General features: G+C 29.7%; 19 protein-coding genes. 11 read left to right on the forward strand and 8 right to left on the reverse strand.

The window, feature by feature from the left end; all coding sequences use genetic code 11:
* Nucleotides 1-125 precede the first annotated feature (125 nt).
* The 4 genes from KDK92_RS05560 to KDK92_RS05575 all read right to left on the reverse strand — a co-directional run bounded on the left by KDK92_RS05560 (nt 126) and on the right by KDK92_RS05575 (nt 4141).
* Complete coding sequence (locus KDK92_RS05560) at nt 126-1694, reverse strand: RNA polymerase sigma factor (RefSeq protein ID WP_250858142.1); 1569 nt, start codon at nt 1692-1694, stop codon at nt 126-128.
* 55 nt (nt 1695-1749) lie between these two features.
* On the reverse strand, nt 1750-3549 hold the full coding sequence (gene pepF, locus KDK92_RS05565; RefSeq protein ID WP_250858143.1) for an oligoendopeptidase F: 1800 nt from the start codon (nt 3547-3549) through the stop codon (nt 1750-1752).
* Between the two features lie 277 nt (nt 3550-3826).
* A complete protein-coding gene (locus tag KDK92_RS05570; protein WP_250858144.1) occupies nt 3827-3976 on the reverse strand; it encodes a hypothetical protein in 150 nt (49 codons plus the stop codon).
* Nucleotides 3977-4003: 27 nt separating this feature from the next.
* Nucleotides 4004-4141 (reverse strand): hypothetical protein, encoded by a 138-nt coding sequence (locus KDK92_RS05575; protein ID WP_250858146.1) that lies wholly within the window; start codon nt 4139-4141, stop codon nt 4004-4006.
* Nucleotides 4142-4381: 240 nt separating this feature from the next.
* Between KDK92_RS05575 and KDK92_RS05580 the strand changes: the two genes are divergently transcribed.
* The 6 genes from KDK92_RS05580 (at nt 4382) to KDK92_RS05605 (ending at nt 10465) form a co-directional block, all read left to right on the forward strand.
* Complete coding sequence (locus tag KDK92_RS05580; RefSeq protein ID WP_250858148.1) at nt 4382-5401, forward strand: ABC transporter substrate-binding protein; 1020 nt, start codon at nt 4382-4384, stop codon at nt 5399-5401.
* Between the two features lie 205 nt (nt 5402-5606).
* Entirely contained in the window at nt 5607-6527 is a 921-nt protein-coding gene (locus KDK92_RS05585; protein ID WP_250858150.1) for a hypothetical protein, read from the forward strand.
* A gap of 273 nt (nt 6528-6800) precedes the next feature.
* Entirely contained in the window at nt 6801-7583 is a 783-nt protein-coding gene (locus KDK92_RS05590) for an ABC transporter ATP-binding protein (protein ID WP_250858151.1), read from the forward strand.
* Complete coding sequence (locus KDK92_RS05595) at nt 7555-8376, forward strand: ABC transporter permease (RefSeq protein WP_250858153.1); 822 nt, start codon at nt 7555-7557, stop codon at nt 8374-8376. Before KDK92_RS05590 ends, KDK92_RS05595 begins: the two co-directional genes overlap by 29 nt.
* A 323-nt stretch (nt 8377-8699) precedes the next feature.
* Nucleotides 8700-9221, forward strand: coding sequence for a GNAT family N-acetyltransferase (locus tag KDK92_RS05600; protein ID WP_250858155.1), 522 nt, complete (start codon nt 8700-8702; stop codon nt 9219-9221).
* Between the two features lie 17 nt (nt 9222-9238).
* Entirely contained in the window at nt 9239-10465 is a 1227-nt protein-coding gene (locus KDK92_RS05605; RefSeq protein ID WP_250858157.1) for a hypothetical protein, read from the forward strand.
* Nucleotides 10466-10587: 122 nt separating this feature from the next.
* Here the strand turns inward: KDK92_RS05605 and KDK92_RS05610 are convergent, their stop codons facing one another.
* The 4 genes from KDK92_RS05610 to KDK92_RS05625 all read right to left on the reverse strand — a co-directional run bounded on the left by KDK92_RS05610 (nt 10588) and on the right by KDK92_RS05625 (nt 13222).
* Nucleotides 10588-11394 carry a CPBP family intramembrane glutamic endopeptidase gene (locus tag KDK92_RS05610; RefSeq protein WP_250858159.1) on the reverse strand — a complete coding sequence of 269 codons (807 nt, stop codon included), beginning with the start codon at nt 11392-11394 and terminating at the stop codon, nt 10588-10590.
* 170 nt (nt 11395-11564) lie between these two features.
* Nucleotides 11565-12425, reverse strand: coding sequence for a homocysteine S-methyltransferase family protein (locus tag KDK92_RS05615; protein WP_250858160.1), 861 nt, complete (start codon nt 12423-12425; stop codon nt 11565-11567).
* 25 nt (nt 12426-12450) lie between these two features.
* Entirely contained in the window at nt 12451-12750 is a 300-nt protein-coding gene (locus KDK92_RS05620) for a hypothetical protein (RefSeq protein ID WP_250858162.1), read from the reverse strand.
* Between the two features lie 238 nt (nt 12751-12988).
* Nucleotides 12989-13222, reverse strand: a complete 234-nt coding sequence (locus KDK92_RS05625) for a hypothetical protein (protein ID WP_250858164.1) — start codon at nt 13220-13222, stop codon at nt 12989-12991.
* Between the two features lie 225 nt (nt 13223-13447).
* Here KDK92_RS05625 and KDK92_RS05630 point away from each other — a divergent pair, with 225 nt between their 5' ends.
* The 5 genes from KDK92_RS05630 to abc-f all read left to right on the forward strand — a co-directional run bounded on the left by KDK92_RS05630 (nt 13448) and on the right by abc-f (nt 20479).
* Entirely contained in the window at nt 13448-14896 is a 1449-nt protein-coding gene (locus tag KDK92_RS05630) for a TldD/PmbA family protein (RefSeq protein ID WP_250858165.1), read from the forward strand.
* Complete coding sequence (locus KDK92_RS05635; protein WP_250858168.1) at nt 14886-16217, forward strand: TldD/PmbA family protein; 1332 nt, start codon at nt 14886-14888, stop codon at nt 16215-16217. Before KDK92_RS05630 ends, KDK92_RS05635 begins: the two co-directional genes overlap by 11 nt.
* A gap of 331 nt (nt 16218-16548) precedes the next feature.
* Nucleotides 16549-17019 (forward strand): helix-turn-helix domain-containing protein, encoded by a 471-nt coding sequence (locus KDK92_RS05640; protein ID WP_250858170.1) that lies wholly within the window; start codon nt 16549-16551, stop codon nt 17017-17019.
* 258 nt (nt 17020-17277) lie between these two features.
* Nucleotides 17278-17826, forward strand: a complete 549-nt coding sequence (locus KDK92_RS05645; RefSeq protein WP_250858171.1) for a GNAT family N-acetyltransferase — start codon at nt 17278-17280, stop codon at nt 17824-17826.
* A gap of 871 nt (nt 17827-18697) precedes the next feature.
* Nucleotides 18698-20479, forward strand: a complete 1782-nt coding sequence (abc-f, locus tag KDK92_RS05650; RefSeq protein ID WP_250858173.1) for a ribosomal protection-like ABC-F family protein — start codon at nt 18698-18700, stop codon at nt 20477-20479.
* Nucleotides 20480-20515: the final 36 nt, after the last annotated feature.

Here is a 20515-nt window from a genome sequence, read left to right on the forward strand (position 1 = left end):
TGGTGGATTTTAGAAATTATTTTTAATTTTTTTTCTGAGGTGGGTATTTTTTGTATAGAAAATAAAAAAAGAATTAAAGATTGTAAAAACGTTACAATCTCTAACCCTTTGATTTATTGATTAATTTATTTCTTTATTACTGCATACATACCTAACTTCTCTAAGGAGTTAGGTGCAGTTAAGAAACCTTTACCACACATTTCTTCAACAATATAGCCTACCGCATAAGTGTGGTACTTTATCAAAGATATTGTAGTGCAAATATCAGCCAGCTGCACTGGAGCATGATTTTGCACAACATTTGTGACTTCTTCAATTATTTTTTTTATATTTTCAGTTATCATTTCTATAACCGGCTCCAATAACTTAACTAACTCATCATACTGTCTTTCTGTTAAAACTGGGAAATTAACATCATAACTTCCATCATTATTAAGAATGTACCCTTCTTTTATAAGATCAATTAATTTTTCACTGTTACTCTCTTTAATATCAGCTCTCGCTGCTTCTACAAGCACTGCTATATCTTCTTCCTCTGGGTGGAATTCTTGACACTTGTGAATAATTTTGTAATTACATACATTCACCCAATCTCCATCCGGCTCTACTTCACAATCTCCATATATCCCATTAAATAAAACATTTGACTGTTCACTATTATTTCCCCAAACAAATCCATGAGTACCATTTGAAAGCATGGGAAACCGCTCATTACCCCTTAGCTCTTTTCGTGCCATAATCCTTCCTTGTAATAAAGCAATATGACTTACTAACCAATATAATGTGTTTTTATTGCCTGATATTTTAAAATTGATCTTCCTGATTTCCGCTTCTTTCTTCTGAATAAATTCAAAAATTTCATCTGCTACTGATTCAAAGATTCCTTTTGTTTTTTTGAAAATATCTTCCTCACAACTTTGTGTGAATATTACTATATTACTTTGGTATCTAGCATTTTTAAGCTGTTTTATCAGATTATGTTCTTTAAGAATATTTATCTCATCCTCTAAATAGGGAACAGATACCCCTAACTCCATACTGATTTCACCTAAGCTCATAGAGTTATAATATGCTACCATTAGAATGTTCCCTGGTAATTTCCTTTTGAATAATTCATAGTAAAGCTTGTATTCATTTTCTTCCATCCATACATCCACACTGAAAGCAGCCGGATTATAACTTTTCTCACCATAATTTCTTGACATACTCATACCTTCTTTCAGTAATTTTCTAGATTTAAAAAGAAAATATTTAACCATTTCTAAAGAGATTTCAAATTCCTGTGAAATATGTTTGCAACTTTTATTTTCAATATAATACATTATTGTAGCCTTTCTATGAAATTTAGATAATAATGACAGCTCTCTCCTTAGAACATTTAAATTCTCATTTTGAATCAGTTCTAATTCTGGATTACTACTTGAAGTTCCTTCTATAGTTTCATCAAGCCTATAATGAAATACTTTTTTATTATTTCTAATATACGCCTTATACACATTATTCGCTACTCCCCACATCCATCCATAAAAAGCCTTAATATCTTTAAGTGAATTTGCACTTCTAAAAAGCTCTTTTATAATTTCTTGCGACAAGTCCTCAGCCTCATGTGTATTCGATGTTCTCGAAACACAAAATGCATATATTGTCTTCATGCATTCTGTAATTTTGCCATAAACTATTTGTTGTATTTCCATATTAAGCAATCCCCTTCTATCAAATTTATCGGTCAAATTATTGTTCTCATATTTATTACAATTCTTTTTCCATCAAATCTAAAAGCTCATCAAATTTTCTAATAGCATCTTCTAAAGGTTTAGATGTGGTCATATCCACCCCTGCCTTTTTAAGCATATTAATAGGATAATCACTACAACCACTCTTTAAAAAAACTTTATATCTCTCTACGGCACTTTCTCCTTCTTCAATTATCATCTTGCTAAAAGATCTAGCCGCTGCAAATCCAGTAACATATTGATACATATAAAAGTCGAAATAAAAATGTGGTATTGTAGACCATTTAATTTCTACACATTGATCCAAAACCATATCAGTTCCATAATATTTAATATTTAAATCACTGAATATTTTACATAAATCATCTGCTGATAAATGATTACCAGTTTCTATACTTTCATGAGTTATTTTTTCGAACTCTGCTAACATAGTCCGTGAAAATAAAGTACCCATCATACTATCTAATTGCTGATTTATAAGGTATAATTTTTTCTTTTTATCCTTTTCATTTTTAATTAAATTATCCATAAATAAACATTCATTAGTAGTAGATGCTACTTCCGCACAAAACCAATCATACTTCCAGTACATGTATGGCTGAGCGTTTTTTGAATAATATGCATGGATAGCATGACCCATTTCATGTGCAACTGTAGACACATCATTTAATTGATTATTATAATTCATAAGAATATATGGCATGCTATCATAACACCCTCTGGAATATGCCCCTCCACATTTACCTTTATTCTCATATACATCTATCCAACGCTCTCTAATTCCCTCTTGAAAGATTTTTAAATATTCTTCTCCTAAAGGCTTTAATCCTTCAAGAGCTATTTCTACCCCATCTTCATAATTCATATACTCCTCTTCACTTTCAACCATTGGCACATTTAAGTCATACATATGAATTTCATCTAGATCTAATACTCTTTTTTTAAGTTTAACATACCTATGAAGTGATGATAAATTGTTATTTATAGTATCCACAACATTCTCATAAACTTCCACTGGAATATTGTTTGGCTTCAATGAACTTTCAAGAGCAGAATCATACCTTCTAATTTTCCCATTAACAATACATGTTCTCATAGATGCAGTTAATGAAGTTGCTAGTGTATTTTTAAATTTATTATATGTTCCATAGTAAGCTTCATAAGCATCTTTTCTTATTTGTCTATCTTTAGATTTTATAAAAGTACTATAATTCCCTTCTGTCAATTCAATTTCATTTCCACTTTCATCTTTTATTTTAGGAAAAACTATATCAGCACTGGTAAACATATCATATATTTCTTCTCCTGCGTATAGACAGTCTTCAACTGAAGCTAAAATCTTTTCTTGTTCCGCACTAAGTGTATGTGCTTTTTGGCTTAATATCTTTTTTAAATAAACTTCATAAATTTTAAGTTTTTCTGAATCCTCAATCAGTTTTTCTACTGTTCCATCAGGTAAAGCTAATAATTCTGGAATAAAGAAAGATGAAGCACTTGAAACTTCAGCTGAATAAGCACTAATTTTGTTTTTAAGCGCTTGGAATTCAGCATTAGCAGTATCTTCATCACCTCTTAAAAACGCATATCGCCCGAGCTTATCTAGAAGTCTTGAAATTTCAACATCCTTTTCTAAAAAGTTTAAAAGCTCCTCACTACTTCCTAATTTTCCTGAAAACTTTTGTAATTCAGGCACTTTAGATTTTAATACTTCAAAATCTATTTCCCACGTCTTTGTGTCCTCATACAATTTCTCTATATTCCATTTATACTTATTATCTATTTCATTTCTTTTCCTAACCTTCATTATTTCTCCCATATTAAACAATCCCCTTCTATCAAATTTTGTTGGTCAAATTATTGTTCTCATATAAATAGTGTCAGAAATTCTAAAATGGTTAACTGCATTTTAAAATATTTTTTTTCACTTGCATCATATCATTATCAAAATTCCTCTTCGTCTCTATTCAAATTATTATGACTTTACTTTGTATATTTAAATATTTATTTTTTAATCACTTTAAACCTAGATAAAAAAGAAAAACACGCAGCGCGTGTCAAATTTCAAATATACAGCTTTAAAATGAGTTATATAGTCATGATATTCCGTTAGTCATATTATTTAACCATTCAGTCATATCTTCTTTTTCAAATACAAAATCAATTTCTTCTATTTTAGGGAATGATAATAGTTTGTCATCTATTTTTATGATGTTGTTTTTTTCCTTCTCATTAAGATAACTCACTATATCGTAGTTACCTTTTTTAAACTTCTAAACCAATTTCTCAAGTTTCGCCACTCTTTCTTTCAGCTCTTCTATTTCTTCTACTGCTCTACCTAACTTTCTAAAATATCTTAATATCTCTAAAATTACTATAGTTATTACAACCCATACAGTAGCTAATTTCATTATGCTTTCTCCTTTAAACAATAGTATTTTATATAACCTCTTATAAATTAATAACAATTATAGCATATAATACAATTAATTTATCAATATTTTCTTAAACCTTCAAATGAATCTATGAATGAATTACATTTTGATACTCTGATTATATTTGAGTTTACTAATCATTATCAAAATCCTCCCTCTTTTCATATGATAATATATAAAATCGAATTCGGAGGTGTATCCAGTTAACTGGACATTATGAAAAAATTTAAAAAAGTATTAGTTGTATTTTCAGTTATAATGCTATTCACTTTATCTTTTAGTGGCTGTGGAAAGAAAACTGATAAAGAACTTGTCACTGTTAGATTAAATGAGGTTGTTCGTTCTCTTTTCTACGCACCTATGTATGTGGCAATCAATGAAGGTTATTTTGCAGAGGAAGGAATTGAAATTGACTTATCTACTGGACAGGGTGCAGATAAAACCATGCAACAAGTACTAAGCGGAAATGCTGATATTGGCTTCAGTGGACCTGAGCAAATAATCTATATTTACAATCAAGGAAGAGATGATTATCCGATTGTATTTGCTCAATTAACTCAAAGGGACGGTTCATTCCTAGTTGGAAATAATGATGAACCAAATTTTGACTGGAAATCATTAAAAGGTAAAACTGTTATAGGTGGTCGTCCAGGTGGAGTTCCTGAAATGGCATTTGAATACGTTCTAAAGAAAAATGGTTTAAATCCTAAAGAGGATTTAGAAATCATAACAAACATAGCTTTTACAGCTACAGCTGGTGCTTTTAAAAGCGGAACTGGAGAATATGTAACATTATTTGAACCTACAGCTACTACTCTAGTTGAAGATGGTTCTGGACATATTGTTGCCTCCATCGGAGAAAGCGCAGGACCAATACCATATACCTGCTATTTTGCTACTAAATCATATATGGAAAAGAATCCTGAAATCATTGAAGAATTTACAAAAGCTATTTATAAAGGACAGCTTTGGGTTCAAGAACATTCCGAAGAAGAAATTGCTGATAAGATAGCTTCCTTCTTCCCAGGTATTGATAAGGAAATCTTGATTAAATCAATAAGAAGCTACAAAGATATCAATGCTTACGCTGATACTCCAGTAATGACTGAAGAATCATTAGATAGACTTATGGATATTATTCAATCCTACGACGAAAAATTAATGCCACAGAGACCTGAATTCAATATTATAGTTGATACTACCTATGGTGAAAAAGTTGTAGAAGAATCAAAATAATTTTCAAAATCAATTTAAAATTTAATATTTAGAAATAGGGTATGGGATTTAATGAGGTAATTCCATACCTTTTATTTATTTGAATATGCCTTATACTGTTTATGAAGAAAACAACTTTCAGAGGGAACTTTATGTACTTCAACTTATATTCGATACATATAATTACAATTATGCTATAATATATTCTACAAAGGGAGGATTGAGTATGAAAGTAAAAGATAAAGTATTTATAGTCATTGGGATAGGTATATTAATACTGAATATATCAATTTATTCACATGTTAAAGATCTTCAAACAAATATGACCTATACAAGAAATGAACTGTTCAACATAGATAGAAGTGTAAATAGTGTTCGAAATAGTGTTAACAATACATTGAATGAAATACATGAAAACAGCAAATGGCTATATAATGGGAGCTATTCTGTAACAAATATAAGTAACGATCTTAAAAATGCTACAGTAGCTTTAACTTGGAGTTTACGTACCTTAAATAATAACTCCAAAGTATATCTTATATATAGAAAGAAACCTACAGATAAGAATGAAAACGATAAATGGACTGAGCTCCCTATAGAAAACGCGGACAACCTTAATTATACAAAAGAGCTAACCCTTTCACTTAAAAACGACTATGAATTTAAAGTGTTAGTTAAGGATGATAAAACTTCTACTAGTGAAAAATTATTCAATATTGATTTCTATTCAATGATGAAAGACAGAGTACAAATAGATTTAGAACCAAGGTCACAGTCACAATCAGATAACCATGTTAAATTCAGTTTTTCAGGTAGAATTAGGAATTCATATACTTTACCTTTTAAATATGATAAATCAAATTATGATTTATTAAAACTTAAAAACATTATAGTAAAAGTATCTAGTGGTGATCATATAAAGATAGAATTTCAAATCTTAAAAGATGGAAAGATTGTAGATGAGGACACACAATTCGGAACTTTTCATAATCATAGAGAATTAAAACTTGAAAGCTTTGAATTCGATAAAACTATTGAGTATGATATACCAAATGATATTATTGAAGATTATATTGGTAAAAATATAGAAATTATCGTTGAAGATTATTCTGGATCAACATATATCAGAAAAAGTCATGAAATGTAACCCTAGATATATTCAAATATATAACTAAGCATAAAACTATGGTGTGTATACTTCATCCTTGAACCCCCCTGATAAATCAACTATCAGTGGGTTTCAACTCTTTTATGTCACAAAATCTCCGTTCTATCTCTTACTTGTTATTTATTTTCATACTCCTTAATAGATTAAACTTAAGCTGTCTCAAAATCAGTTATCCAGCATATTGTATAAATATGAAGATTTTTAAGTTTAATCATATGAGTACGCTTTATCAATAGTCTAGGAGTGAAATACTTGAAATCATTGAAATTAGATAATATAAATATGATATTTTTTAATAAAAAATCAGAAAACCTGGTATTAAAAGACATTAACTTCCAAGCTAAAAATGAAGATTTTATTGCTATAGTTGGTCCTTCTGGATGTGGTAAGTCCACAATTTTAAATATTATAGCCGGGTTAATTACACCAACTTTTGGAAGTGCAAATCTGGATAATGAAGAAATTAAAGATTGTAATAATAAGATTGCTTATATGTTTCAGAGCGATCATCTCTTTCCTTGGTTAAGTGTATGGAACAACGTAACCTTAGGATTAAAAATTCAGAAAAAGTACAACAAATCTAACATTGAATTTATTGAGAATTTGCTCAAAAAGTACGACTTAATCGATTATAAATCTTATTATCCAAATGAAATCTCTGGAGGAATGAAACAAAAAGTAGCTTTAATTAGAACATTAGCTTTAAACCCTGAATTACTTTTACTAGATGAACCTTTTTCTGCTCTTGATTATCAAACAAGACTTAAAATTGGTGATGAAGTTTATAAAATAATTAAAGAAGAAAAGAAAACAGCAATAATAGTTACACATGATATTCCTGAAGCAATTTCTTTAAGTAATAAGGTTCTAATTCTTTCAAAAAATCCTGCATGCATAAAGGCAGCAATAGATATTGAGTTTCCAGAAGAATTTCAGAGTCCATTACAGAGACGGAAATCACCTATGTTTGGATTATACTATGAAAAAATATGGGAGGAGTTAGAAGATGAAAAATCAACCTGTAAAAAGTCATAAGGAATTCTTAGATAAACTAAAAAAAGATCAAAGGAATGTTACATTTTGGAGAATAGGAATTCTAATAATTATCTTTGTTCTGTGGGAGATTTTTAGTCAACTTAGAATAATAGACCCATTTTTAACAAGCTCTCCATCAAGAATGTTTAAGAGTTTTATCACCTTATATAAAGATGGTAATTTAATATATCATATTCTAATCACTACTGGAGAAACCATTTTAGGATTTGTATTAGGAACCATCCTTGGTACAGTTATTGCATCAGTTTTATGGTGGTTTAAACGCTTGAATAATATTTTAGAACCCTATCTTATAGTTTTAAATGCCCTTCCCAAGGTGGCTTTAGCACCTATAATAATATTTTGGGTTGGTAATGGTATTAAGGCAATATTAGTTGTGGCTCTTCTTATTTCAATAATAATAACTATAATAACTGTACTTAATGGCTTTAATACTGTTGATAAAGATAAAATAAAGCTTATGAAAACATTTGGTGCATCAAAGCTTCAAATTCTAATAAATTTAGTAATTCCAGCAAATATAGGCACATTAATATCAGCTCTAAAAATAAATGTTGGGTTATCTTGGGTTGGTGTTATCATAGGTGAATTTTTAGTTGCTAAAAATGGTTTAGGCTTCTTAATCGTTTACGGCGGTCAAATAGCTCAGCTTGATATGGTAATGCTCAGCATAATAATTCTAGCTCTAATAGCCTTTATTATGTATAAAATTATTGACTTTATTGATAAAAAGATAATATCTAAGAAATTTAAGATATATGAAAACAATTAGCACCTTATTATGATAAGTAATTTCAAATAAAAAGGGATGTATCAAAATGATTTGTTGAATCATTTTGATACATCCCTCATTAGTTTATAATACTCCTTTAATTCCCAAATAACACTTACAATGTATTACATATTAGTAATTTATGGTATAATCGAATAGTATTTTATGTAGCCTTTCTTTGTATTGTGTCCTATATAAAAAAATTTCATTGAGTACGTCATAAACTTTTAAATTATCAGAAATAATATGCTTTTGAAAATTTTAATTCCATAATTAAGTAAAGTATTGATTGAAAAACAATATGATTTAATAGGAGGGTTTTTATGCCAGATATTATAATTAAATTACTTGAAGAGTCAGATTCACAGGAACTTTTTAACTTCGAAGTTGAAAATAGAGATTTTTTTAAGAGAATAGGTTTATCAAGAGGAGATTCCTATTATGAATTAAATAATTTCAATAAAATAATAAAAGAACTAGTTGAGGAACAAGAAAAAGGATTATTATACATGTATTTAATCAAAGATCATACTGGTAATGTTATAGGTAGAGTAAATCTAGTATCAATAGTAAGAGGAAGTTTTAATAAGGCTGAACTAGGATATAGAATTGGTGAGGAACATCAAGGGAAAGGTTATGCAACAAATGCTGTAAAACTTGTTTTAGATGAAGCAGTCAATAATCATAAACTTCATAGAATAGAAGCAGGAACATCCCCTGATAACATAGGCTCTCAAATAGTATTGATTAAGAATGGATTTCAATTTACTGGGCGTAATAATAAATATATTTATCAAAATGAGAAGTGGCATGATAGCATAAATTTTGAAAAAGTACTTAATTAAAATAAGGGAGTGATTCTTTGAAAATTAATACTAGAAAATTATTTATATTTTTCATAATTGCTGCAATTAGTTTCGCTATTATTGGGTGTAATAAAAATCAAGAAACTTCTTCTAATGAGAGATTTGAAGAAAAAATATCTCTTTATAAAAATCAAAACATAAAAAAAGATTTCGAAAAACATTCATTAGGGGTTGGTCCTTGGGAAATAATATATTGCAAGGATGATAAGCTCATATTCAATAACTATAAATATACTATAGGATACTCTACAAAAAAGGATATGGAAGGTATCTATAGTATAATAGATCTCCAAAATTTAGGCTTACATCATGTCCAAGGCTCAATAGTAAGTATGCTTGATATTTCTCCAAAAGGTAAAACACTCACTGGAATTAACATTCAGTGTGAAGAAAAAATTATTAATATCGGGCCTCTACATATTATAAATCTTATTACTGAAGATATCAGTGAATTAAATGTAGGAAAAAAAGAAAAGCTCATTCCAATAGCACTAAATTCCCGATATTATGTTTTATATTGTGATACCATTATGATTGTAAATATAGAAACCAATGAAATTAAAGATGTAAATTACACCGGAGATACAATTGAAAACATATTAATTCAAGATAATGGAGATATTTTCATACAAGATACTCATAGTAGCATATATCTTTTATCTAAAAAAGAAAACTACAAAGAGATAAAAACTGAATTAGTAGGTACTTTATTTGATACAATTGGAGATGATTTAATTTGGTTTAATAAAGGAAATATCTATAAAGGCAATATCTTAAAGCACTCAAAAATAAAAGATATAGGAACAGAATGGGAATTCATAACATGTAAAAATGGTAGAGCTATATTTGCAAGTGATAGTATGCCTTTGGTTTATGACCTAAAAACAAATAAGATAGCTTCATTCAATCAAGTATTAAGCGTTTCTGAATTCTATGCTTTTCCAAATTCAGTTTCCCCAGATATGGATAAATATATTACAAACCCTTGGTCTAAAATACAAATGTTTGATTATAAAGGTAAAGAATACGATGTTAATATAAAAGATTATTCAAAAGCTCATTTAAAACATAACTATTACCTAAACTCAAATTCCCTTTGGCTTGATAATGAAAATTTAATTTATATTGCACAAAAAGAAGATACGGGCAATTTAGATGGACTAATGATTGTAAAATATAATATAAAAACTGGTGAGAACATTGTCTTGTTTGAGTTTAAGTAGGATTTTGCATACCGTGTTAAAATTAATGAAATTAAATTGACTATATTCAATATAAAAATGGAGGTTTCAAAATAATTATCTAAATTATTTTGAAACCTCCATTTTTTTAAATCTATTCAAGTCTACACTTTTCTAACTATTTTTTTCTCACTAACTTTATTTCTAAAAAGCATTACTGTACCTATTGCAACAAGTATCGTTGCTACAACAGTAATGACACCCGTTTCTCCCACATAATAGACGCTGTTAACATTGTCAGTCACTGTCCTACAGATAACCTGATCCACATAGTTATGACTTGCATGAAGTAACACTGCAGGCCATACACTCTTGGACTTTAATCTCAAAACAGACATTACTACTGTTATGGCGATTACTTCAATCACAAACATGGGTAATTGATACCATATGGGTGTTCCTGGCATATATAACCCAGCAATTATAATAGGCATATGCCATACCGCCCAGATCAGTCCACTGACAACAACCGCAATCTTAACATTCCAGATTTTTGTCATTTGTGGAAGAAGGAATCCTCTCCAACCGATTTCTTCTCCTGCTGCGGATATAATTGATGAAAAAATCAGTATAATCAGTGTAACCATAGTAGCCACAGAACCTGAATCTACTTTATCTGAATATGTTGAAGCAACCGTAGTAAATATGCCTAAATCGCCAGTAAATGAGCCTTTATTCACCAACCAGTAGATACCATACGACACTCCTAAATATATGATAGGAACAAAAATTCCAGCCAAGATAAAAGATAACTTACACTTATTCCAACCAAGTAATTTTTCTTTTTTATAATATTTACCACGGACTATGAAGGCAGCAATTGCTGGGCACCACATCAATATGACAGATATTCCGGCAGCTGTAGCCTCTTCTCCTCCCCTAATCCAGATAACATAACAGACACTGCTCAAAACAAAAGTAATAATCAAAAACGTAATAACAGACTTCTTTTCTCTCATTAACCCCTTCCCCCTATAATAATTAATGCACTATTACATGTTTTATGATAAGTTCTACTAGTAATTGTTTTTCGTTCTGCCTGTCCATTTATCATTCAACACTAAAATATCTATAGTTAATATCAAATATTTTTCTTCAGCTGACATAAGCACTCAGGAGTTGTTCCACAACATCCGCCTATTATTTTTACACCTTTAAGCTGGAGTTTGAGCATGAAATCCACATACTCATCTGTATCTATACTATATATCTTTTTACCATCTATTTCTTTTGGCATTCCCATATTAGGCTGTACAATAACAGGGACATTTGTATATTTCATTAAATCCTCTACATTCTTAATAAGCTCATCACTCACAGCAGTACAATTGATTCCTAAGGCACTTACTCCACTTTGTTGAAGCACCTCTACTATATCCTTTATCCCTTTACCATCAAAGGTTTCACCTTTATCATTGAGAACCACAGTACAAAATATTGGTAAAGATGAATTTTCTCTCACAGCTTTAAGAGCAATTTCAGTTTCTTTCAAGGTGTACATTGTTTCTATTAAAATTAAATCCACACCAGCTTTTTCTCCAATTTCAACCTGATTCTTAAATAGGCTATATAAAATTTTATCTTTATTATCTTCATTGTCTTTTATAAGATATGCTGCTGGTCCAACAACTTGAGCTATAAATTTATTCTGTAAGCCTTTCACAGATTCATTTGCAATCTGTATAGCTTTCTCTATTATCTCTCTAGAAGTGTACCCACTATCTTTTAAGAATAATTCATTAGCTGTTAGTGTATTAGTTGTTATTATATCTACACCGGCATCTAAATAATCATCATGAATATTTTTTATAAATTCACTATGAGTCATATTATATTTCATAACACCTTTGCTTATATCCAACCCTCGCCTATCTATTTCAGTTCCCATTGCTCCATCAAAAAACACTACTTTATTTTTCATAAAATCCAGTATATTGCTCATAATAGTATCTCCCTCATTAATTCAATTACGCCATTCCCTTTAAGTTCGCAAATAGCATCCAGCAATTTGCTACAAACAATATTAAATTAACAATCAATCCCTTAATATATATTCCCTTCTCTGACATCTTTGTATATAGCGTAATTATTAGTGTTACTGCTGGAGTTATAAAAAGGAATATATATTTGGAGATATAACTATCAAAATGACCTCTACTCATATGTATCCCTACCCTATCTGGTAAAAAGAATACAGCCACAATATTTGATAATAAGATGATTGCTGTAATTACTTTATTTATTTTATCAACCTTTTCCATGCTCATAAACTTTCCTCCTATACCACAATGTTCTTTTTATAAATATTATAGCATAGGGTATTTATGAAGTCTCAAAATTAGGTTATATACATAGAGTTCCACATTTAACTGTCACTTTTAGAATTTATTAATTTTTATATTTACAGATATACTTTATAAAAATTAGATTTAAGATATCCTGAAGCATGAATAATATCATCAATATTTATTCTTTTTTCTTTCTTCTCTGTTATTTATTTATGATTTATGCCCTTCTTTTCTCAACAGATATAACAAATATATTAATAAGAATATATACTACCACTGATGTTCTTATAACATTTTTTAATACAATTTCCGTAGATAAAAAACCAAATTCTCCTATTGCAACTACAAGTGCAAATATAATTGCAGCTACCATATTTGATGTAAATCTCTCAGCCTTATAATATTCAAAATAAACTACCATTGCTAATCCTAAATAAAAGAAAAAAGTCATCTCTATTCCTACCTTTCATTTTAGTCTTATTCTTTTGTATTTTTCTCCTAAATTCATATTTTTATTATTTGAACTATGTATATATCTTTATATATCGCATATATATTTTCAGAAAATTCACACCATTTCCATCCAATAACTGGTATAATTATATATATTTAGAGTTTCTAAGTATCAATATTAAATTTGTAATAATGAAAGATAATTATCAAGGGGGTATGATTTTTGAAGAATTTAATTTTAAAAGAGATCGAATATCTTAAGAATTGTAGTGTTGACTATGGCGATATCCGTTTTGTGGATACTACTACTGAGAGAATCTCTACAGAAAATCTTAATGTAAGTTCTATCAGTAATTCTAGAAACAAAGGCTTTGGGGTAAAAGTAATTTATAATGGCTCTTTAGGCTTCGCTAGTACACGTAATGTGGATGATCTTCATTCTGCTTGTGAAAATGCACTTAGAATAGCTAAAGCAAGTAACAAATTACAGCGTGAAAAAATCAAAATGGCACCTAAAAATGTTGTTCAGGATCATTATTCTACGCCAATTGAGATTGATCCATTCACAGTTCCTCTAACTGAGAAAATAAAACTTTTATTATCCTCTGAGAGAGAGATGCGAATGTCCTCTGAACTTGTTAAGACTGAAGCTTCAATGGATTTTCAGAAGCAGGAGAAGATTTTTGCTGACACAGAAGGAAGCTATATCACTCAAACATTATATGAAGCTGGAGGAGGAATTGTTGCAACCGCTGCTAAAGATGGTGATATGCAGATACGAAGTTATCCTAATTCCTTCAGAGGCAACCATGGTACTGCTGGTTATGAATATGTACTTGCTCTTGACCTTCTAGGTCATAGTGAAAAGATTGGAATGGAAGCGGTTAAACTTGTTGAGGCTGAAGAATGTCCAAGCGGTATATATGATATTATCATCGGAGGTAATCAATTAGGACTTCAAGTTCATGAGAGTATTGGACATCCTATTGAACTTGATAGAGTATTTGGATCTGAAGCTGCATATGCAGGTATGAGTTTTGTTACAGTTGATATGATGCGTGAAGGATTTAAATATGGTTCAGAACATGTAACCGTTGTAGCTGATGCTACTCTTCCAAGTGCTTTAGGCACTTTTGGATATGATGATGATGGTGTGGAAGCTCAAAAAACTGTAATAATTGATAAAGGAATCCTTAAGAACCTAATATCATCAAGAGATACTGCTGCTAAATTAGATATGAAATCTAATGGTACAAATAGAGCTGATGGTTGGAGCAACATCCCAATAGTTAGAATGACAAACATCAATCTTATGCCAGGTGATTATGAATTAGATGACCTAATTAAAGGGATTGAATATGGTTTCTATTTAGATACTAACAAAAGTTGGAGTATTGATGATAAAAGATTAAACTTCCAATTTGCAACTGAAATAGCTTATGAAATCAAAGATGGCGAGCTTACTGGTAAGATATTTAAAAACCCTCTATACACTGGTATAACTCCTGAGTTCTGGGGCAGTTGTGATGGAGTATGTAACGAAAAATACTGGAAGGTTTATGGAACTCCTAATTGTGGAAAAGGTGAACCATCACAAGTTGCTCACGTTGCACATGGTACTGCACCATCAAGATTTAGAAATATAAAGGTAGGTGTTAAGGATGTTAAATAAAGATTTTTCTTATAAACTATTCGAAAAAGTTCTTTCTAATGCTAAATATCATACAGTTCTTACGCTTATGAGTAGCGAAGAAGGACTTACTCGATTTGCAAATTCTGAGATACATCAGAATGTAGTTAAAAGTGATGATGAAGTTACTTTAACTGTTCTTAATGGAAAAAAAGTATCAACCATTACTACAAATGCTATTGATGAAGAATCTTTAATAGAAGCACTTCATGCTGCTAAAGAAAAACTTCAATTTCTTCCTGAAGGTGACTTTGAATATCCAAAGGTTGATACTCCTGATAATATAGAAAATGATACTTATAACCCTCAGCTTGATGAAGATTTCTCAATCGAAAACAGAGCTGACCTTATAAAAGATGCTCTATCAATGATTCATGAGGATTTCACAGCTGCTGGATCGCTTACATTAGAGAAGACATGTATCTTACTCATGAATACTAATGGTATTAAGCGCTACGCTAATACAAATTCCATTACTTATAATATTGTAGTTACTCATAAGGACAATGCTTCAGGTTTTGCTGAATTATCAGTTAATGACACCAGTGAAATCGATATAAAATCTCTCACTGAAAAAGCATACAAAACAGCTCAAGATAGTGTTGATGCTATTACCATCGAGCCTGGTCATTACGATATAATAATGCCTCCTAATGCAGTCTCAGAATTTTTGTTCTACTTGGGTTATTTAGGACTTGGTTCAAAAGCTCATTTAGATGGAATAAGCTTCTTGAAAGATAAAGTTGGAGAGAAAATATTTGGTGATAATATTTCAATAATAGACGATTGGACAAACAAATATGTTTCTTCAATTCCTTTCGACTTTGAAGGTTATGAACGTACTAAACTAAATCTTATTGAGAATGGTGTATTCAAAGAGATGCCTTTCGATTCCAAATGCGCTTCCCTAATGAATAAAGAAAGTACAGGTCACTCAATGGGATATGAAGGACAAGGTTCTTTCCCACTTCATCTTGTTATGGCTGGTGGAGATTCTTCAATAGAAGAGATGATAAAATCAACTGATCGTGGTCTTCTTGTAACAAGATTCCACTACACAAATATTGTTAACCCTATTGAAGGATTAATGACTGGATTAACTAGAGATGGTTTATTCCTTATAGAAAATGGTAAAATCAAATGCCCAGTTAAGAATATGAGATTCACTGAGAGCATACTTAATGTTTTCAATAACGCAGAATCAATATCTTCAGAAACACTTCCTGTGAAAGGTTACTTTGGAAACTTTGTTATTCCTGCAATGAAGGTGAAGAATTTCCACATTACTGGTAAAACAAGCTAAATAACTTGCCGCTTTGCCGCTTTGCCAATTTGCCAAGCTGGGGACGGTTCATGAATTCTTAAATAAATCGAGATTGTCCAAGCCAGGGACGGTTCATTGATTCTTTTAGAGAGCTAGTACACTTTATGATTTATTCTGTGTGTACTAGCTTTTTAATATCGGTTGTTTTTTATAAATAGGCTGTGTTTAAAAATAGTGTTGATAATATCATTCAGTTAATGTAAATAACGATTAATATGAAAATATATGAAAATATATGAAAAAATGTATTTACATATGAAAATATATGAATTATAATTATAATAACAATATATGTAAGGAGAGTTCAGAAATGGAAGGAATAGAAAAACTTTATACAGTTGAAGATATTGCAAAAATGACTGGTTTTACAACACGTACAATTAGAAATTATCTGAAAGATGGAAGTCTTGAAGGTACAAAAATTGGAGGTCAATGGAGGTTTACTATGAAAAACATTGAAAAATTATTTAATAAAGGAAATGTAGCAAAAGATTTGCAACAGCATCAAAGAGAGCAAGTACTTGATTTTATTGATGGTGTTAACACAGATATGAATGGTCAAATGCAAATTTGTACTATTGCAGATTATTATTGCGATACGAAAAAGGCAGCCAAAGAAATGTCAGATAAGTTAATGACAATAATAAATAATAATTCTGATGTAACTAAAGGTGGTGCAAATTATTCATATGATTATGTTGACAAAGAATCTAAAGCAAGATTTATTTTGTTTGGAAACCCTTCGTTTATTATTGAAACATTGAAACTGTTTAAGAAATAAAATAATATCAACCTCCCGAAAATTAGGGAGGTATTTTAATAAACTAATATAAAGCAATTATTTAATATTTATAATGAATACACAATTTCAATATCATTCTTAAACATAGCCTATAAATATTGATAACAAATATATTTTATAGTATTATTTGTAATATATGAAAATAATCGTTACACAAACTATGAGTAGTATTGTTCAACAAAAAGAGAATAATCTTTAAGCAATACTAGTAATTAAGGTCCAGTAAAGGAGAAAAAAATGTATGAAAATTTAAGAATAGAAACAGATCGTTTAGTGATTAGAAATTTTACTAATGCTGATATTGGTCAATTGTATAGGATAGTAAATAATGAAACAATAATGAAATATGTTCCATTTGCTGAAGAGAGAACCCTTGAAGAATGTGAAGAATTAATGAAAAGAATATTAAATAGATATAGAGAAAGTACAATTTCCAATTTTAAAGGATTTCTCTTATTAGTAGTTTCAAAAGATAACAATGAATGTGTAGGTTTTGTTGGATTATTTCCACTTTCATATGATATTACTGAGACTGAATTGTTCTATGGATTATTTGAAGAACACTATAGCAAGGGATTCGCAACTGAGATTGGGAAAGCAATTATTGAATATGGTTTTAAAAATATGAATATTAATAAAATAGTTGCAACTGTTAATAAAGATAACGAAGTATCAAAAAGAGTACTAGATAAGATGGGAATGTGTTTTGAATGTGAAATAGAAGATGAAGAAGCAAAGGATAGTTCTTATGATGGTGAGTTGCTGTATTCAATAAATAGGATTTAATCAACCGCCCCCTTTCTTACTCCATAACTATTCACATTTGACAAAAAATACTAATATATATATAATATAAAGTGGAAATATAATCATAGATGTTTTATTTTTGATACTATTAATATGTATTATGTATCATTGATTTACGCATCTATTAAACTATCAGGAGGTACGGTTTAGCAATGAGTACTAATATTTGGATTTACTAATTTAAGATTTTAGTTAATTAAATGAAAACTATTTAATTACTAACTTAATAATGAGGCAAATTGTAACCTTAAATTTAAAAGATAAATTTACAAGGTTTTGTTTGTGATGCCTTAATCCAAGTTTAGCGCTGAATCCATACTTTTTGAATAATTGAATTGTAATTTTTTCTGTTCTCAAATCAGAATACTATTATTGACTTATCTTAGTTTTTAATTGTGATTCTATATAAGATTCTGTTTATAGTTTAGTTAACTTAGACTATATCAATTTTATTCTTTGAGCAGATATGATTTGTTAGTTTTCCTATTCTCAAATCATTAATAACTTTACAATTAAATTCTAATTATTTATACGAATTGTATGCTGTGTTTATTTGGATAGACCAAATTATTTTTGTTTGGTACTTACTCTAAGTAACACAGCTTTTGTTTTTATAAAAATTATATATACAATAAACTTTCAGTTTCAACTTGATTATATGACATCACTATGCTTGTCTTATTATTCTTTGAATGCTTGATATTATCAAGCTATAGATATCGCAGCTCGTAATTGAATTTATACAAGTCCATAACTGGTTAAACCATCCAGATTATAGACATGTATAAATTAAACTTCGCGGTAGATATCTATACCATAAATAATTGATGACAAAAGGAGTGACATATATATGAGTATTAAATTTGAAAATATACACAAATCTTTTAATGGAATAGATATTTTTAACAATCTAGAAGGAAAAATTCATACTGGTGAGAAGGTTGGAATTATTGGGGCTAATGGGGTTGGTAAGACCACCCTTGTTAAAATTCTTATGGGTATTGAAGAACATGACAATGCTCAGTATTCTTATATTGAATACCAGCCTCACAACCAAATTTTTTCTTATTTAAAACAGAATGATAACTTCCCTGATAATGAGTCAGTAAGCAAGATTATTCAGGAATTCTCCACAAAGCTGAATTCCGAATGTAACACAAATAGTTATCTTAAGAAAATAAAATCTTCCTTAATGGAACTTGGATTTAGAGATAGAGATCTAAAGAAGAAATATAAACACCTTAGTGGTGGTGAGAAGACCAGACTCTCACTATGTATAGCTCTTATCAAGAACCCTGATGTTCTTGTACTTGATGAACCTACAAATAACCTTGATATGAAAGCAATATCTTGGCTTGAGAAGTTTATAAATAGTATTGAAACCACAGTAATAATAATTTCACATGATAGATATTTCTTAGATAAAACTGTTACTAGAATTATTGAAATGAAACGTGATCTTTTAAAAGAGTATAAAGGAAATTATTCTAACTATAAGCTTCAGAAGTCTATAAAAATTAAAGATCTTCAAAGACAACGAAAGATTCAAAATAGAGAATTAAAACTACTAGAAAAAAATTCTGAAGAGAAACTTAGTTGGTTCTTTAAAGCAAATGCTCTTGATCGAAATAGAAGTGAATTTTCTCAAGGTGTTATGAAACATACATCAAATAAGCAGCACAGAGCCTATAGAGATGTTCAGATAAAAATAAAGAGAATTCATGAGAATCGTGTTGAGATTCCTAAAGAAGATATGAGTGCAGTTTATGATTTATTCAACAAACTAATTGATATTCCAAAGCACCCTAAATATTTAGTTAAAGTTAATCGACTAAAGAAGGCATTTGGAACCAAAGTTATCTTTGATAACGCTGCACTTAATATTTCAACAGGTGATAAAATTGCTCTCTTAGGTGCAAATGGAACTGGTAAAACAACCTTCATAAAGATGCTTATGAACTTAGAACCTAGAGATTCGGGAACAATTATGGTTAATCCATCTCTTAAGATAGGATATTTCTCTCAAGAAATAGAGAACCTTAACCATGAAAACACAGTACAACAAGAGATTATGGATTGTGGTTTAAATAAAAAAGAAACAAATAATTTACTTGCATGTTTCTTATTCAAACTTGATGCACTCTATAAAAAAGTAGGTAATCTCAGTATGGGTGAGCGTAGTCGCCTTTCCTTCTGTAAACTACTTGCTAGTAAGTGTAATTTTTTAGTGCTGGATGAGCCAACTAATCACATGGATCTAATTTCTAGAGAAACTATAGAGAATGCCCTGAAGAACTATAAAGGCACTATGTTATTCGTTTCTCATGATAGATATTTCGCTAAAGCTTTAGCTAACAAAGTTGTTACCATTGAGGACCATAAACTAATAAGCTATGAAGGTGACTACGATTACTATCTTGAAAAGATGTGTGCAAACAAAGAAAAGGCACGTGTTGGAGATAGCTATAATTTCATTCATGCAAATATAATACGACTTGAATGCGCACTTGCTGTAGCCTCATCTGAACTAGGTAAAAAATTTGCATGCTCTGATGAAAAAGAAGAGAATTTAAATAACTTCTTCGCTCTTACCCATGAACTTGAGCAATATAGAGAGATGTTAAATAGTTAATAATTATTAATAAAAAAACCACATTGAACTACATAT

The sequence above is a fragment of the Oceanirhabdus seepicola genome (assembly GCF_023684385.1).
Classification (GTDB): Bacteria; Bacillota; Clostridia; order Clostridiales; family Clostridiaceae; genus Oceanirhabdus; species Oceanirhabdus seepicola.

Bases quoted from the DNA above. Each gene is read 5' to 3' on its own strand.
- KDK92_RS05615 (WP_250858160.1), bottom strand. From the start codon at position 12,425: ATGAGCAATATACTGGATTTTATGAAAAATAAAGTAGTGTTTTTTGAT.
- KDK92_RS05640 (WP_250858170.1), top strand. From the start codon at position 16,549: ATGGAAGGAATAGAAAAACTTTATACAGTTGAAGATATTGCAAAAATG.
- KDK92_RS05580 (WP_250858148.1), top strand. From the start codon at position 4,382: ATGAAAAAATTTAAAAAAGTATTAGTTGTATTTTCAGTTATAATGCTA.
- pepF (WP_250858143.1), bottom strand. From the start codon at position 3,549: ATGGGAGAAATAATGAAGGTTAGGAAAAGAAATGAAATAGATAATAAG.
- KDK92_RS05625 (WP_250858164.1), bottom strand. From the start codon at position 13,222: ATGACTTTTTTCTTTTATTTAGGATTAGCAATGGTAGTTTATTTTGAA.
- KDK92_RS05575 (WP_250858146.1), bottom strand. From the start codon at position 4,141: ATGAAATTAGCTACTGTATGGGTTGTAATAACTATAGTAATTTTAGAG.
- KDK92_RS05645 (WP_250858171.1), top strand. From the start codon at position 17,278: ATGTATGAAAATTTAAGAATAGAAACAGATCGTTTAGTGATTAGAAAT.
- KDK92_RS05595 (WP_250858153.1), top strand. From the start codon at position 7,555: ATGAAAAATCAACCTGTAAAAAGTCATAAGGAATTCTTAGATAAACTA.
- abc-f (WP_250858173.1), top strand. From the start codon at position 18,698: ATGAGTATTAAATTTGAAAATATACACAAATCTTTTAATGGAATAGAT.
- KDK92_RS05560 (WP_250858142.1), bottom strand. From the start codon at position 1,694: ATGGAAATACAACAAATAGTTTATGGCAAAATTACAGAATGCATGAAG.
- KDK92_RS05635 (WP_250858168.1), top strand. From the start codon at position 14,886: ATGTTAAATAAAGATTTTTCTTATAAACTATTCGAAAAAGTTCTTTCT.
- KDK92_RS05620 (WP_250858162.1), bottom strand. From the start codon at position 12,750: ATGAGCATGGAAAAGGTTGATAAAATAAATAAAGTAATTACAGCAATC.
- KDK92_RS05585 (WP_250858150.1), top strand. From the start codon at position 5,607: ATGAAAGTAAAAGATAAAGTATTTATAGTCATTGGGATAGGTATATTA.
- KDK92_RS05600 (WP_250858155.1), top strand. From the start codon at position 8,700: ATGCCAGATATTATAATTAAATTACTTGAAGAGTCAGATTCACAGGAA.